Origin of the sequence: Companilactobacillus nuruki, assembly GCF_002872255.1 — a bacterium.
GTDB lineage: Bacteria > Bacillota > Bacilli > Lactobacillales > Lactobacillaceae > Companilactobacillus > Companilactobacillus nuruki.
In genome coordinates this window covers 1-16,887 of sequence record NZ_NIPR01000022.1, presented here as the reverse complement: position 1 = coordinate 16,887, position 16,887 = coordinate 1, and the positions used below count along the sequence as shown (strand labels likewise).

General features: G+C 33.6%; 16 protein-coding genes. All 16 read left to right on the top strand.

The window, feature by feature from the left end:
* Window positions 1-16 precede the first annotated feature (16 nt).
* The 16 genes from CBP76_RS06980 to CBP76_RS06905 all read left to right on the top strand — a co-directional run bounded on the left by CBP76_RS06980 (window position 17) and on the right by CBP76_RS06905 (window position 16,643).
* On the top strand, window positions 17-2,143 hold the full coding sequence (locus CBP76_RS06980) for a cation:proton antiporter (RefSeq protein ID WP_102196218.1): 2,127 nt from the start codon (window positions 17-19) through the stop codon (window positions 2,141-2,143).
* A 75-nt stretch (window positions 2,144-2,218) separates the two neighbouring features.
* Entirely contained in the window at window positions 2,219-3,073 is an 855-nt protein-coding gene (cdaA, locus tag CBP76_RS06975) for a diadenylate cyclase CdaA (protein WP_102196217.1), read from the top strand.
* Window positions 3,057-4,124: a CdaR family protein gene (locus tag CBP76_RS06970; protein WP_102196216.1), complete on the top strand. Its 1,068-nt coding sequence runs from the start codon at window positions 3,057-3,059 to the stop codon at window positions 4,122-4,124. Before cdaA ends, CBP76_RS06970 begins: the two co-directional genes overlap by 17 nt.
* 20 nt (window positions 4,125-4,144) lie before the next feature.
* Window positions 4,145-5,497, top strand: coding sequence for a phosphoglucosamine mutase (gene glmM / locus CBP76_RS06965; RefSeq protein ID WP_102196215.1), 1,353 nt, complete (start codon window positions 4,145-4,147; stop codon window positions 5,495-5,497).
* Between the two features lie 308 nt (window positions 5,498-5,805).
* Entirely contained in the window at window positions 5,806-7,617 is a 1,812-nt protein-coding gene (glmS, locus tag CBP76_RS06960) for a glutamine--fructose-6-phosphate transaminase (isomerizing) (RefSeq protein WP_102196214.1), read from the top strand.
* 78 nt (window positions 7,618-7,695) lie between these two features.
* Entirely contained in the window at window positions 7,696-9,288 is a 1,593-nt protein-coding gene (locus CBP76_RS06955; protein WP_102196213.1) for an APC family permease, read from the top strand.
* A 2-nt stretch (window positions 9,289-9,290) separates the two neighbouring features.
* Window positions 9,291-9,818 (top strand): VanZ family protein, encoded by a 528-nt coding sequence (locus tag CBP76_RS06950; RefSeq protein ID WP_102196212.1) that lies wholly within the window; start codon window positions 9,291-9,293, stop codon window positions 9,816-9,818.
* A 149-nt stretch (window positions 9,819-9,967) separates the two neighbouring features.
* Complete coding sequence (locus CBP76_RS06945; protein ID WP_102196211.1) at window positions 9,968-10,699, top strand: YebC/PmpR family DNA-binding transcriptional regulator; 732 nt, start codon at window positions 9,968-9,970, stop codon at window positions 10,697-10,699.
* Between the two features lie 74 nt (window positions 10,700-10,773).
* Entirely contained in the window at window positions 10,774-11,742 is a 969-nt protein-coding gene (gene comGA / locus CBP76_RS06940) for a competence type IV pilus ATPase ComGA (protein WP_102196210.1), read from the top strand.
* On the top strand, window positions 11,708-12,721 hold the full coding sequence (locus CBP76_RS06935) for a type II secretion system F family protein (RefSeq protein ID WP_102196209.1): 1,014 nt from the start codon (window positions 11,708-11,710) through the stop codon (window positions 12,719-12,721). The genes comGA and CBP76_RS06935 overlap by 35 nt, the downstream gene beginning before the upstream one ends.
* Complete coding sequence (gene comGC / locus CBP76_RS06930) at window positions 12,721-13,035, top strand: competence type IV pilus major pilin ComGC (RefSeq protein ID WP_102196208.1); 315 nt, start codon at window positions 12,721-12,723, stop codon at window positions 13,033-13,035. Before CBP76_RS06935 ends, comGC begins: the two co-directional genes overlap by 1 nt.
* Entirely contained in the window at window positions 13,022-13,474 is a 453-nt protein-coding gene (locus tag CBP76_RS06925) for a hypothetical protein (RefSeq protein ID WP_102196207.1), read from the top strand. Before comGC ends, CBP76_RS06925 begins: the two co-directional genes overlap by 14 nt.
* Entirely contained in the window at window positions 13,461-13,739 is a 279-nt protein-coding gene (locus tag CBP76_RS06920; RefSeq protein WP_102196206.1) for a hypothetical protein, read from the top strand. Before CBP76_RS06925 ends, CBP76_RS06920 begins: the two co-directional genes overlap by 14 nt.
* Window positions 13,723-14,175, top strand: coding sequence for a competence type IV pilus minor pilin ComGF (locus CBP76_RS06915; protein ID WP_102196205.1), 453 nt, complete (start codon window positions 13,723-13,725; stop codon window positions 14,173-14,175). The genes CBP76_RS06920 and CBP76_RS06915 overlap by 17 nt, the downstream gene beginning before the upstream one ends.
* A 247-nt stretch (window positions 14,176-14,422) precedes the next feature.
* Complete coding sequence (locus CBP76_RS06910) at window positions 14,423-15,436, top strand: class I SAM-dependent methyltransferase (protein ID WP_102196204.1); 1,014 nt, start codon at window positions 14,423-14,425, stop codon at window positions 15,434-15,436.
* Between the two features lie 10 nt (window positions 15,437-15,446).
* The gene (locus CBP76_RS06905; RefSeq protein ID WP_102196203.1) at window positions 15,447-16,643 is read left to right on the top strand and encodes an acetate/propionate family kinase; all 1,197 of its coding nucleotides are present in this window, start codon (window positions 15,447-15,449) and stop codon (window positions 16,641-16,643) included.
* Window positions 16,644-16,887: the final 244 nt, after the last annotated feature.

Genomic DNA, 16,887 nt, shown 5'->3' with positions numbered 1-16,887 from the left:
ATGGTAGGTGTTGTCTGTGGAAATACTTGAATCAATTATTTTGATTCTATCACTCTTAATTATTGCCAATATTGTAAGTCACTACTTTGTATCAATTCCACCTAGTTTATTGCAAATTGCGGCCGGAATTTTGGCTGCTTTGTTTATGCATGTCAAGGTATATGTTGATACAGAGTGGTTTTTATTAGCTTTTATTGCGCCAATTCTGTTTAATGATGGAAACAATTTTCCTAAAAGGGAACTCTGGAAACTAAAGGGGCCGATTTTGGGAAACGCAATTGTTTTAGTTATTATTTCAACTTTAGTTGGCGGAGTTTTTGTTAAGTTTTTAATTCCAAGTTTGCCTTGGGCGACGGCATTTACTTTAGTTGCTGTGTTGTCTCCAACTGATCCTATTGCCGTACAGTCGATTGCAAAAAAAGCTCATATTCCTGATAAGTTGATGCATTTGATTAGTGGTGAAAGCTTGATCAATGATGCATCAGGATTGATTTGTTTTAAATATGGTGTAGCAGCTACGGTTACAGGAATGTTTTCTCTAAAAGATGCAACAATTGATTTCTTTCATATTTCAATTATTGGCGCATTAGTTGGAGCAATAATGATTTGGATATTCAATGGAATTAGATTGTATTTGATTAATCAGGGTGTTGATGATTCGATTCTTCATGCCATAATTCAAATTATTATTCCATTTATAATTTACTATATTGCTGAAGATGTATTTGATGTTTCTGGTGTCGTTGCAGTTGTTATAGCTGGTATTCTAAATATTTCTTCCAGTCGCAATATGAGTGCTTTTACGCCAGAGATCCAATTGGTTACCTCAAGAACTTGGGATTTGGTAGTTTATGTTCTTAATGGAATAGTCTTCGTGTTGTTAGGAATTGAAATTCCTTTTGCAATGGAAGAATTGATTCATAACGATAATATAAATACCTTTTTAGCCACAATTTTAGCTTTTGCTATTTGGATAATGTTAGTAGTCATTCGTTTTCTATGGAGCTATATTTACTCTACATTCTCCAAAAATGGGGATAGAAAGATTACATTATGGTCCAAAACTAGATTTTATGATTGTTTAATGTCTGGAATCTCTGGGGTTCGTGGTGCCGTTACTATGGTTGGTGTTTTATCATTGCCAATGACTATTAAAGGTGGTGCGCCTTTCCCATCTAGAACTTTGCTATTATTTGTTGCAAGTGCAGTGATTATTTTTAGTTTGTTAGGAGCTACAATCTTAATTCCACTATTGACTAAAAATAGTGCACCAGTTGCTTATCGTGGTAATACCTTTGTTTCAGACGAAAGTTTGAATGATGATAATGAGGGAGAAAGCACAACAACGGTTGAATTCACTCAAAATGAGGCCAGCCGATTAATCCTTGAAAAAACGATTAAAAAGCTCAGAGCTGAGATGGATGAGGGTGATACGGCGGTCTATTCCTCTGTCATTGCTGAATATCTATATGATATTAGAAATTTAGGTACTCAAAATCGTAACTCTCAGGTATTAACTCATCAGATTAGTAAACGTCGTGTTAAGGGCAAAAAGGATGCTGAATTATGGGATATTTGCTTTAACTGTGAATTGGAAGCCATTGAAGAATTATATGAAAACAATGAAATTTCAAGTGATTCCTATGATATTGCAACTAGAAAAATTGCTAAGTATAAAAAGGAAATCGTACATCGTCGATACAATGCTACGGTAGAGTTCTTTCTTGGATATTTAAGAAGAACTTATTTACAGATTAAACGTTGGATTTATCGTTCTGTTAAATCTGATGGTATTAAACAAATGAATCAAGATTCAATTAAAATTTCAATTGCTGGGGCCAAACGAGCCTTGACCAAATTACAAGAATTGAATCAATCAGATAATGATGAATTTGCAGATAATTTAATATATATTTTTCAAAGACATTATGAAGACAGGCTGGAGCTTTTACAGGGCAGATATCGTGGCCGATCACCACAGTTCAATAGTGATCGAATGGCCTTGGAGGTTAAGGCTTTAAGCTATCAACGAGCTTTTGTTCAGGATATGTTGGAACAAGGCAAAATTAGTAAATTAACTGCTAATGAATTGAGACAAAATATTAATTATAGTGAAGAAGTTATGAACATAGATGTTGAATAGTACACAAAATATTGTGAACTTTTATAATTTTTATTGTTTGTTATAATTAGTTCGAACTGCTAAGGAGCTAGAAAAATGAATTTTATACCAAGCAATATTTTTACATGGCAGAATTTGGCTAACTTGGTTGATATCCTAGTGGTCTGGTATTTTTTATATAAAGTTCTGTCGATGTTACGAGGAACTAAGGCGGTACAACTCTTAAAGGGAATTGTAATAATTTTTGGTATAAAGATAGTCAGTTGGGCCTTAAATTTACATACAGTTTCCTTTTTGATGGATCAACTAATTAATTGGGGAATTATTGTTATTGTAATAATTTTTCAACCGGAGATTCGTCGAGGTCTAGAACATCTTGGGCGGATGCCACTATTTAGTTCAACTAGTAACGAAGAAGGTAAGACTAAGAATCATTTGATTGAAAGTCTTGATCAAGCGATTCAATATATGAGTAAGCGTCGAATTGGTGCTTTAATAACTTTGGAAATGAATACCGGTTTGGAAGAGTATGTTGAAACTGGTATTGATTTGGATGCTGAAGTTACAGGGGCGTTGTTGATTAACATCTTTATCCCTAATACGCCATTGCACGATGGGGCAGTGATCGTTCGTAATAATCGTATATCGGTTGCTGCAGCTTACTTGCCATTATCAGAAAGCAATACTATTCCTAAGGAATTGGGTACTCGTCACAGAGCAGCAGTTGGTATCAGTGAAGTTACTGATGCGATAACAATTGTTGTATCTGAGGAAACAGGGGGCGTCATGATTACCCGTAATGGTCATATGATGCTTGATCTTTCTCGTGAAGATTATCTAAAATATCTTCATGCACAATTGAAGGATCCAAATGAAAATGAAAATCATTCATTATTGGACTTCTTCAAGATAGGCAGAAAGAAGGGAGATCAAAATGAAAAAGATAATTAATAGTAATTATTTTTATGCATTTATCGCTCTTTGCTGTGCTTTGTGGTTATTTTTCTTTGTAAGTACACCTGGAGTAGGATCAACCCGAGATTCAAATCAATCTAATACGTCGACCGTAACTAAAAAGGCAACTTTAACGGTTCCTCTGCAATTACAGGCTGATGTGGATAAGTACTATATAACTGGTTATCCTCAAAATGTTAAAGTAACGATCGAGGGACCATCTGCTTTGGTTACCGCAACTAAGAATACACAAAACTTTAATTTATATTTGAATTTGAAAGATTTATCAATTGGACAACATCGAGTACAAATTAAGGAATCAGGTTTAAATAGTGAATTAACTTATACTATTAAGCCGAAATATGTCACTGTAAATATTCAGAGACGAGAAACTAAGAAGTTTGCGGTGGATATTGATTACAATAAAGAATCATTGGCAACTGGATATGAAGCAGGAAAAACAGAGGTTTCTCCTGATACTGTGACCGTTACTGGTGCAGCTTCGGAAATTGAAAAAATTAATAAGGTAATTGTTAAACCAATTTTACCTAAAGGAATAAAGTCCACATTCGATCAAGAAGTTTTAGTGCAAGCACTCGATAAAAATGGTAAAACAGTAAATGTTACATTGAATCCACAAACGGTTCACGTCAAAATTCCTATTACGATTCAAAGTAAGCAAGTAAGCATCAACTTGAAGCAAAAAGGAGATTCAAACGATACGAATTTCACATTTGAATCTGATGTGAAAAGCATTAGAATTTTTGGTACACAGTCGCAAATGGATGCCATCAATGATTCTGTTGATATTCCAATAGATGTATCTGATGTTACCGGAAATACCAAAAAGTCAATTGATTTAGCTGATGCTTTGGGAAATAAAGTGGCCTTTACCGATCCAACTAACATTGATGTGACAATAAATACAGGTAGCTCGACAAGTACGTCAACTAGTGGCAATACTAATGATTCAACCACTAATGGCAGTACTAATAATACAAATTCATCGAATAATAATTCGACAAGTAACAATAATGATAGCGAATAATACGCTGGGGGTAAGTTTTCATGACAAAATATTTTGGAACAGATGGAGTAAGAGGAATTGCAAATAAGGAATTAAGTCCTGAATTAGCTTTTAAACTAGGACGCTTTGGAGGATATGTTTTAACGCAACATTCTGAAAACAGTGAAGCACGTCCTCGTGTTTTAGTGGCTAGGGATACACGTATCTCAGGACAAATGTTACAATCAAGTTTAATTTCTGGATTGCTTTCAGTAGGTATTGAGGTTTTAAATCTTGATGTAATTACTACTCCAGCTGTAGCATATTTAATTCGTGCCGTTTCAGCCGATGCCGGTATTATGATTTCTGCATCACATAATCCTGCTGAAGATAACGGAATCAAGTTCTTTGGTTCAGATGGATATAAATTACCAGATGATGTTGAAGAAGAAATTGAAGAATTATTGGATGCTAAAGAAGATACTTTGCCAAGACCTTCAGCTGAGGGATTAGGTAGCGTTTCTGATTATCCAGAAGGTGCTCAAAAGTATCTTCAATTCTTGAAACAAACTTTGTCAGATGATTTAAGCGGAATAAAGATTGTTTTAGATACGGCTAATGGATCAACAAGTCGTTTGGCAAGTACGTTATTTGCTGACTTGGGTGTTGATTTTGAAATCATGGCTTCTCATCCAGATGGAATTAATATCAATAAAAATGTTGGATCAACACATCCAGAGCAATTAGCACAACGTGTTAAGGATTCAGATGCTGTTGCTGGATTGGCTTTTGATGGTGATGGAGATCGTTGTATAGCGGTTGATGCTGATGGTAATATCGTTGATGGTGATAAGATCATGTTCATTTTGGGTAAATACCTTCATGATGGTGGTCGTTTAAAGAAGGATACTATTGTAACAACTGTTATGAGTAATCTTGGTTTATACAAAGCCATTGAAGCTAACGGAATGAAATCAGTCCAAACTGCTGTCGGCGATCGTCATGTTGTCGAGGAAATTCGTGAGAATAATTATAATATCGGTGGCGAACAATCAGGACATGTTGTTCTATATGAATATATGAATACTGGTGACGGTATGCTTACAGGGATCCACTTGTTACACGTTATGAAGGAAAGTGGCAAGAGTTTGGCTGAATTAGGTGCACCAGTCAAAGTTTATCCACAGAAGCTAGTTAATGTACCTGTTGCAGATAAAGAATCATGGGATCAACATCAACCAATTCTTGACGTTATTAAGACTGTTGAAGATGAAATGGATGGCGATGGACGCGTATTAGTTCGTCCTAGTGGTACGCAAGCTTTGTTGCGTGTTATGTGTGAGGCAGCAACTGAGGAAAAAGTTAACAAGTATTGTGACCAAATTGTAGAAGTTGTAAAAAATGAATTAAATTAGTTTAAAAGGAAAAAGTAGAATAAATATGCTCGACCTTTTAAAATTATCTTAAATAGAGCTAGTAATCGTACCTTGATTACTAGCTCTATTTTGTTCTGCGCTTACAATATTATCAACTTGATCTATACCAAGTTATGAATATCGGTATGTACCAACTATACCATTTATTAAAAAAGTTTATATTCTCTTGACAAAAAAACATATAATTAGTATTCTAGTCATTGTCGCAAGGCGCAAAAGTGACACTCAACGAACTATACCAATAAAAATAAATGAACTATACCAATTTTAGGAAGGCTTGACTTACTATGTGTGGAATTGTTGGAGTAATTGGAAATAATAAAACTACTGATATCTTATTAAATGGATTGGAAAAACTTGAATACCGTGGTTATGATTCGGCTGGTATTTATGTAAATAATGAAAATGGTAAAGATTTCTTAGTAAAAGAAGTTGGAAAGATCAGTAAACTTGAAGATGCTGTTTCAACAGATGTTCAAGGATTAGTTGGGATTGGACATACAAGATGGGCTACTCATGGTAAACCAACAGTAGAAAACGCTCATCCTCATTTCTCAGCAGATAATCGTTTTTACCTAGTACATAACGGTGTTTTAACAAATTTTGAAGAACTTAAAATAAAATATTTACAAGATGTTGATTTTAAGAGTCAAACAGATACTGAGGTTGCAGTTCAATTAGTTGATCATTTTGCTAAAGAAGGAATGGATGGAGAAGCTGCATTTAGAAAATCTCTTAGTTTGATAGAGGGTTCATATGCTTTCGCTATGGTCGATAAAGAACAGCCAGATCGTATCTTTGTTGCTAAAAATAAGAGTCCTTTATTAATTGGATTAGGTGATGGATTCAATGTCATTTGTTCTGATGCCATGGCTATGCTTGATCAAACTGATCAATTTGTAGAAATTCATGATGGCGAGGTTGTTATCCTTGAAAAGAATTCTGTTCAAATCAGTAAACTTGATGGAACACCAGTTTCAAGAGATCCATATACAGTAAATATTGATGCTAGTGATATTTCTAAAGGGACATATGATCATTACATGCTTAAGGAAATTGATGAGCAACCAAATGTAATGAGAAAGATTTCTCAAAACTATATTAATATCGATGGTAGTTTGAATGTTGAAAAAGACTTGCTTGATGAATTAAAAAAAGCGGATCGTTTATACATTGTTGCTGCAGGAACAAGTTATCACGCAGGTTTAGTCGGCAAGAATATTTTTGAAAGGGTGGCTGATATTCCAGTCGATGTTGAACTTGGTAGTGAATTTGGTTATCATATGCCAAAACTATCACAGCATCCATTCTTTATCTTCTTGTCACAAAGTGGTGAGACTGCTGATAGTCGCCAAGTTTTGGTTAAAGTAAATGAAATGAATTTACCAAGCTTGACTATGACCAATGTTGCTAATTCAACTCTTTCAAGAGAGGCAACCTTTACAATGGAATTACTTGCTGGCCCTGAAATTGCTGTTGCATCAACTAAAGCATATACAGCCCAGATTGCTGTTGAATCAGTATTGGCAAAGGCTTTAGGAGATGCTAAAAAAGTACCTGCCGCTAAAGACTTTGATTTAAAGAAACAGTTGGCTTTAGCTGCTAATGGGATTCAAACCATCGTTGATGAAAAAGAAAGAATTAAAACTTTGACGGCTGATTATTTAACTGATCAAAGAGATGCCTTTTATATCGGTCGCGGAATTGATTATGCTTTATCATTAGAAGCTGCTTTAAAATTGAAGGAAATCTCTTATATTCATGCTGAAGGTTTTGCTGCTGGGGAATTGAAACATGGAACCATTGCTCTAATTGAGAAAAATACTCCAGTTCTTGCTTATATCAATGATGGCGCTGGTGCTAGTCATACTCGAGGAAATATTCAAGAGGTTGAGGCTCGTGGAGCACATGTTTTGGTAATTGCTAGTCAAAAATATGCAGAAGCAAATGATCAAATCGTAATTCCAGAAATTGATGAATTAATGTCACCGATTATTAGTGTCGTACCTGCCCAATTGATCGCATACTATGCAAGTTTGGCCCGTGGTAACGATGTTGATAAACCACGTAATCTTGCTAAAAGTGTTACTGTAGAGTAACCTAATTTAAAGTAGATTTAATAATAGCCTCTATAATAGGGGCTATTTTTTATTAGTAAAAAATAGATTGGTGGTTTTATGAGGGATAAGAAATTAAGTTTGTTTTCAACGGTCATGTTTGGTCTTAGCGCGATTATTGGTTCGGGTTGGATGTTTGGCTCAAGCCAGGCAGCCAAAATAGCTGGCCCAGCAGCGATAATAGCTTGGATTTTGGGAGCAATTTTAGTAGCAATGATAGCAATGGTTTATGTGGAAATTGGTACTATGTTTCCAGAAGATGGAGCAATGAGTCGTTTTACTATGTATACTCACGGTTCACTGTTGGGTCATGTTTTTTCATGGGCTAATTGGTTATCATTGTTGGCAATTTTACCGATTGAAGCGGTAGCCTCGACACAGTATATGAGTACGTGGCCTTGGAAATGGGCGCAATGGACGCATGGATTTATGGAAAATGGGCAACTATCAGGTAGCGGAATTATAATGGCGACCGTCTTACTATTGGTTTTCACTTTAATTAATTATTGGTCAGTAACTATTATGGCTAAATTTAATAACTTTATTTCTATCTTTAAAATTATTGTTCCAATTATTACTATGATAGTTTTAATTTCAGCTCACTTTGACATAAGTAACATGGGAACCAGCCTTCATCAATTTATGCCTAATGGGACATCTTCTGTCTTTGTAGCAATTGGCAGTGCGGGAATAATTTATTCTTATGTAGCCTTTCAGACAGTCATTAATTTGGGAAATGATATTATTAAACCAGCAGTTAATATAAGACGTGGAATTATTTTATCTTTGTTGGTAAGTGCAATAATTTATATTGCACTACAAATTGTTTTTATTGGCGCTTTGCCTAAATCTAGTTTTAGTTCAGGCTGGTCACAAATTAACTTCAATTCGCCATTTGCTGATTTAGCGATTCTCTTAAATGTTTATTGGTTATCTACGTTGATTTATTTCACGGCTTTTATTTCACCTATTGGTAGTGGAATTGCTTTTTCAGCATCAGCAAGTAAATCATTATCTTCAATGCCTAAGAATAAGCACTTGCCAAAATTTTTGAGTAATACAAATAACAGTTATAATACGCCACGGATAGCTTTATTAGTTGATTTTGTAGTAAGCTTTATCCTAATTCTAATGTTTAAAAATTGGGCCTTATTGTCACGAGTTGTAGCTGCATCTACATTAATATCTTTATTATCTGGACCAGTTGTGGCTGGCAGTTTAAGAAGAATGGGACCCGATTTTAAACGACCAACGAAAATTTCACATATGAATATTTTGGCTCCAGTGGTTTTTGATTTAATTAGTTTAGCGATTTATTGGTCGATGTTCCCAACAACAGTTGAGGTGATCGTTATTATTATTATTGGATTGCCAATTTATTTTATTTATGACTTTCGACGTGGTTTCAAGGAGTTTAAAGAGAAATTCTATGCTAGTTTATGGTTGATACTACATTTGTCAGGACTGGCAATTATTTCATGGTTAGGTAATAAAAGTTTTGGCGGTATTGATTTGATTAAATATCCTTTGGATTTTGTTGTGATAATCGTTTTTTCAACAATAATTTATTATTGGGCAATTAATTCGTCATATTATTCAGGATATTTTGAAGATGCTAAAAAATTAAATTCCACAGTAAAATGGGATGATTAATTATGGAAAATACTTTAAAGAAAAATATTAAATGGTTCTGGAGTGGAGTCATCTTGATTGAGCTAATTTTGTTTTATAGTTCATCAATGACCTATAAGCAACAAACTTCAGTTCCTTTTCTAGAGAAATATTTATCTAGGAAACCAATGAGTGATACATTAAAAAGTATTAGCTTCAATTATGGTGGGAAAACTCAATCGATTGAAAATGATGGTTATTATCACTTTGTTGAGTTTTTTATTAGAAAAGGCGCCCACTTTGGAATCTATATGATTCTGGGAATATTTCTGTGTTTAGCGCTATATGTATATTTTAAAAATAATAATTTTTTGAGAATTTTTATTCCTTGGATGACCGCCACTGGATTAGCAGCTTTTGATGAATTTCATCAGGGCATGACTGGTGGTAGAACACCCGCAGTTGTTGATGTGATACTAGATAGTACTGGTGCTTTAACTGGGGCGCTAATGATTGTGCTTATTTTATATTTGGTATCTAGGTATAAAGAAAAAAATAATTCTAAAATTTAAGATATTTACTGATTTCATGTAATCGATATCAAAAAACTTTGTTATTAGAGATAATAAATGGTTTATTTCTTTTTGAAACATTGAAATAACGCAATTGTTTTGATAAAATAATATGCGGTTTACAATAATCATGAAAGAAGGAAACAGAAATGTCAGGACATTCAAAATGGCATAACATCCAAGGTAGAAAAGGTGCCCAAGATGCTAAACGTGGTAAAATCTTCCAAAAGCTGTCTCGTGAGTTATTCATGGCAGCTAAATCGGGTGGTGCCGATCCTAACGATAATGCTGCCCTTCGTTTGATAGTAGATAAAGCTCGTGCAGCCAATATGCCTAAGGACAATATCAAGCGTGCCCTTAAAAAAGCTGAGGGTGGCAGTGAAGAACATTATGATGAAGTTACATACGAAGGCTATGCTCCAGGTGGAGTTGCGGTTTTAGTTAAAACTTTAACAGATAACAAGAATAGAACTGCTTCTGCCGTACGTGTTGCATTTACTCGTAACGGAGGAAGCATGGGCTCAAGCGGTTCAGTTGCATATATGTTCGATCGTAAAGGCTATCTTGTTTTAGATCGTACAAAGAATACTCAAGATGAAGATACAGTTTTGATGGATATCATGGATCTTGGTGCGGATGATCTTCAAACGTCAGATGATGCATATGAAATCTATACTGAAGCTAAAGACTTTGGTGCCGTACGTGATGGTTTGATTGAAAAGGGTTATGAATTAGCTGATTCAGAACTAACAATGATTCCACAAAACACAACTCCAGTACCAGAAGAAAAGAAGGAACAATTTGAACACATGATCGACCAATTGGAAGATGATGAAGATGTTTCTGAAGTTTATACTGCTGCTGCAGATGAAGAAGAATAAATAAAAAGTAGACTATGGGCAATTTGTCCATGGCCTATTTTTTTTTGCGTAATTTTTCTGAAGGAGGAATAAAAATGACTGCAGAAACGATGGTTAATAATCTCTTAACAGAAGCATGTATTAATAAAATATCTGATATATATTTTTTTCCAAGAAATAATTTCTATCACTTAGAAGCTAGAAATTCGTTACAGAGTTATACAGTGGCCGATATTACTGGCGAGGAAACTTTTGCAATTATGAATTATTTGAAATTCAATGCGGGACTTGATGTGTCGGAACGGCGTCGTTCACAAAAAGGTTCATTTAATTTTATTTTTCAGAATCGAAATATCTTTATTAGAATATCTTCGGTGGGTGATTTTAAGAATCGAGAATCGATGGTCGTGCGTCTAATTTATCCACAAGAATTAGGTGAAACGATCGATAAGGATATTTTGGATCGTTTTTTGCCATTGGCAAGAAGAAAAGGAATGATGCTTTTTTCTGGTCCGATGGGCTCCGGTAAGACTTCATTGATGTATGCCTTGGGACGTCAGTTAAGTTGGAATAAAAAGATAATGTGTATTGAAGACCCAATTGAAATAGCTGAAGAAAACTTTTTACAGCTTCAGGTTAATTCAGAAGCTGGTATGACGTATGAGGAGTTAATTAAAACAAGTCTAAGACATCGACCAGAGGTTTTAATAATCGGTGAGATACGTGATAGTAAAACGGCCAAACAAGCAGTACAGGCTGCTATTTGTGGATATACCGTTATGACTACAATACATGGGAAATCAAAGTATTCAATTATCCAACGATTACATCAATTTGGAATAGACGATACTGAAATTTTAAATGCAGTTAATTGTATTTCTTATCAAAGACTAGTACCAACAATTACTAAGTTACAGTTATTCGTGGATGTAATGGACAGTAAAGATATAACAGAATTCTTAGATAAGAATGTAAAAGATGATAATTGGAAAAATATGATTCAAGAATCATTTCGGGCGGGTAGAATAAATGATGAAATTTACGAAGAATTTATTTACGGATAAAAAAATCAATTTTTCTCAACAAGCAGATTATTTAACAATTATCAGTAAGTTGTTAAGAAATGGATTTTCACTAAGTCAGTCAATTAATTGCCTGTGCCTATTAGATGGGAAAAATTCTATTTTTGAAAAGATCAATGCTGATTTGAGAGCAGGTAAAACAATTTCACAAGCATTACTTCATCTACAGTTGCCAACAGTGATATTCAATCAATTAGCAATAGCTCAAGACCATGGAAAATTTGAATTAGCTTTAGAACAAACTGGGATTCTATTGAAAAGCCAAGCCAAACAACGAAATAAATTAAAGGAATTATTGATATATCCGTGTTTCATTTTATTTTTTTTAACGGTCATGTTGATAGGGATGAAAGTATATATCATCCCTCAGTTGGCTTTAACTACAGGTGGGAAGAATATTGATTTATTTTTAAAGATGTTAATATTGGCTGTTTTGGTATCGGCAAGTATCATCATTGTTTTTTTCGTCAAAGTTAATAGAAAAACAGAGTATCAAAAGGCTAGAGTTCTTGTGAAAGTACCTCTTATTGGAAAAATATATCTTTGCTTCTATCAATTTTTGCTTTTACAAGGATTGGGAATGCAGTTGGCCAGTGGAATGAATTTATTTGATGTTTGTGAATCAAATAAACAGTTCCAGAGAGGCTCTATACAAAATTATTTAGCAAATAAGTTTGTTAAGGCAATTATAAATGGAGATGATGTATTTTATTTAATTGAAAAAGAACCGTTACTTCCAAATCAATTGAGAGTTGTTTTACAGTCAGGTGAAAGCGGTCTTCAGTTAGCGGAAGATTTACTTTTAATGTCAGAATTGAAATTTGAAGAAACTCAAAAATTATTGAAAAAAATTTTAAATTCGATTCAACCTTTACTTTTTGGTGTTATTGCAATTGTCATTGTAGTAACTTATCTAATAATTTTATTGCCAATTTATGGAATGATGAAAGGAATGTCCTAATGAAAAAGAGAAAAGCATTTACGTTAATTGAAATGGTTATTGTTTTGTTTATTATCTCCTTGTTATTGTTGATTATGATTCCAAATTTAGCGATTCAAAAAGATCATGCGGATAAAAAGTCTCAAGAGGCTTTTAAAACAACGTTAGTAACTCAAGCTGGATTATATGATGAAAATAACGGTGATGGTAAAACAATTACGATAGATGTATTAAAAAGGGAAAAATATATTACCGAGGCACAGTATAAAAGAGCTGAGAAATTAAAAATAAATAAGGATACCGATTTATTGGTATTGTTAAATGATTCAAAGTAGAAAGGCTTTTACATTATTAGAAACAGTTATCAGTCTAACAATATTTTGTTCACTAATAATAATTTCTACAATTAATTTGAAGGATTACCATGCACAAGTCGAAGAAAAACAGGCAATTGAAAGTTTCAAAAATACTTTTAAAAGTTCATTTAATTATTGTTATTTGAATAAAATGGCTTTAAAGATCTATGTTGATAAAACAGAAAATATAATAAGTTTCAATGCTGTGGGTAATGGTTCTAAAGATCTTAACAAAGCTATTATCAAAAAAGTAAAATTTCCCAAAACTTTGTCTATCGTTAAATTTGAAAATGGATATACAATTGGGAACTCAGGGCAAGCGGCACCAGCAACAATTATTTTTAATTCACAATTAACCAATAAGACGTATACGTACAAAATTCAATTGGGATGGGGTGAAATTGTTGAAAAAACGTGAAGGATTTGTTCTAATCGAATCAATAACCGCATTTGCAATTTCAATTTTGATCATTTCAACATTGACGTATTGTGTCAACGAACAATTTAAATTGCTTAATCAATGGGAACAACGGGTAAATGCCCATAAAATAATATTGATGAATTTGGAGAAAAATAATTTTCCGAAAGTCGTTACGATTAAAAATAAGCAATATTCTTTTAAAGAAAATCAAAGTGGTTATCAAGTCAGTGTGGGTAAGGACGTTTATGAAATGGAAAAATAAGCGGGATGGTTTTGCCCTGTATGAGGCTGTAATTGCCTTGATGGTAACAATTATGACATTAGGGATTCTGCAACAGTCACTTTTGCTCTTAAAATCAATTCAAAATACTACTTTTCGAGACCAATTGCGTTGGCATATAACCCAAGAAAAGTTGCAAGCGGATTTAAAAGATAGTCAAATAGTTTCGTATGATTCAAGTAAGATTATTTTTATTAATCCAAAAGATAATAAAAAAAGAGTTATAGAAACGTATAGAAATGGAAATAATGATTACACGTTAAGGATAAGATTTGCCGATCAAAGAGGACAGGAGCCAATAATGACTAATTTAAGAAAAATTAAGATTGAAAAATTTCCAAATTTAGTTATGATTACAACAGTGAATAGTAATAAGCAAACATCTGAAATGTACCTGACATTTGCTGATGGAAATTAAGAGGCGTAAAGGGACAATTTTTTTGAATAGCATATTATTATTGTCGGTCGCAATTATGGTTGTTGGTTATAGTAATTCGTATATTGTTGAACAAATTAGAGATTACCAGCAATTAGATAAGATATATAAGCAACAAATTAACAAAATTTATAGTAAAAGTAATAAAATAAACTATTGTGAATATAGGAATCCTTGAATAAAATCGGTTTCAACGTTAAAATTTTATTATTAAGCAAAGAGGTTAACCATGTCAGAAAAAGATATGCAATCATATTTTGATAAGCTAAATGAGGCCAATTCTTTATTGAAGAAGTCTTTGAAAGTAAGTAACATTGATTCACTTGCTGAAACATTAACTAATATTTCCGATGGAAAAGTTTATGTTGAAAATGACGTTCCAAATAAGGAAACGGTCGCTAAGTTGGAGTCTATTTACAAAGAATTAAAAAATTTAAACTTAACGCCTTTACAGTTAAAGCAATCAATCACTGTTTCTATTATCAAGGCGCAAAAGGATGATAAGTCAGAGGTCAATAAACTGATGACTCCTGATGCAATTGGTTTAATAGCAAGCTTAATTGCTTATGAGATACTAAATGTTCAAGATAAGAAAAATGTGAATATTGTTGATCCAACTGTTGGAACAGGTAATTTACTGATTGAGGTTATTGAACAGTTGAGTATGACTGAGAAGTTTAAAATTAATGCAGCTGCTTTAGATAATGATGATACTTTAGTTGCATTGTCAAAATCGTTTAGTGAAGTTATGAATCTCAATTTGGATGCCTATCATCAAGATAGTATTGCTGATTGGGATATTACTGATATTGATTTGGCAGTAGCAGATTTACCAGTTGGTTATTATCCAATTGATGATAATGCCAAAAATTTTAAAACAAAGTCAGATGAGGGTCATTCATATGCACATCATTTATTAATTGAACAGACAATGAATAATTTAAATGATGGTGGAATCGGTATATTCATTGTACCTTCACAAATTTTCCAGACTGATCAAGCTAAGAAATTATCCGAGTGGATGGTTTCAAGTGTTTATTTGCAAGCCGTTTTGGATTTACCTGCTACTTTATTTGCATCAAAGGAAGCACAAAAGGCAATTGTAGTTCTTCAAAAACATGGTGATAATGCAAAACAAATTGGAAATGTTCTGATGGGCACAATACCAGATACCAATAATCCAAAGTTATTCGAAGGGTTTAAGGACCAGTTGCAAGACTGGGCTAAAAATTTTAAAGGTTAGGTGAGATTAAATGTCTAAAATCATGGCCGTTAATTCTGGTAGCTCTACATTGAAGTGGAAACTATATACAGTACCTGATGAAAAAGTTATTGCTAAAGGGATGGTAGATCGATTAGGTTTATCAGACTCTGTTTTTGAAGTCGAGTTTGATGGTAAGAAGATTAGTGAGATGGGTGATATTCCAGATCATATTACTGCTGTCAATAAAATGCTTGATAAATTAATTGATTTAAAGATTATTAATAACTATAACGAAATCTCTGGTGTTGGTCATCGGGTAGTTGCTGGTGGAAGTATCTTTAAGGATTCCGCTGTAGTCACGCCACGTGTAATTCAGCAAATTAGAAATCTTTCTGAATTTGCTCCATTGCATAATCCAGGTCAAGCTGCTGGGATTGAAGCCTTTGAAAAAGTGTTGCCTGATGTGCCTCAAGTGGCGGTATTTGATACAGCCTTTCATCAGACAATGGACCCAGTTAATTACTTATATAGTATTCCTTACGAATATTACGAAAAATATGGTGTTCGTAAGTTTGGCGCCCATGGAACTAGTCATAGATATGTCTCACAAGCCGCTGCAAATTATTTGCATAAACCTTTGAATGATTTGAAGATTATTTCTTGTCATCTTGGAAGTGGTGCTTCAATTGCCGCAATTGAAGATGGCGAGTCAGTGGATACTTCAATGGGATTTACGCCCTTAGCTGGTATTACGATGAGTACACGCTCAGGTGATATTGATCCTTCACTTGTGGCTTATTTAATGCAAAAAATGAAAATTACCGATCCAACTGAAATGGTTAAGATTCTTAATACTAAATCAGGATTGTTAGGTATTTCTGGAGTTTCACCAGATATGAGGGATCTTTTAGCCACTAGAAAAGAAAATGATCGTTCTGATCTGGCTATTAGAATTTATATTAATCGAATAGTTAAGTATATTGGCTCTTATATAGCCCTATTGGGTGGAGCGGATGTTTTGATTTTTACAGCTGGCACTGGCGCTCAAAATGCTGAAATTCGCGCTGACATTACCAATAGTTTTAATTATATGGGTATAAAAATTGATAAAGAAGCTAACGAGAAGGGTCATGGTACTCGATTGATTAGTACTAAGGATTCTACGGTTCAGGTTCTTGTCGTTCCTACAGATGAGGAATTGATGATTGTTCGTGATGTTGTTAGATTAACAAAATATAGTAATTAAATTAAGAAATGGTAAGTTATGTTTTTTCTGCGTTTATAAAAAGAAATCAAAACAATTTTAATTTGGCTGTTCGTCAAATCAAGTTGATGGCGGTTCAAGTTAACAGTTAGACCATAAATGGTCTAGCTGTTTTTTTATTTAGCTGATGAGCTTGCTCGAAGCCAAAACATTTGAATATTTATACGTTCAGTAAAGTTGTTCCAACTACGATATCCATAGGCACTACTTTTTATCTTTTTTATTT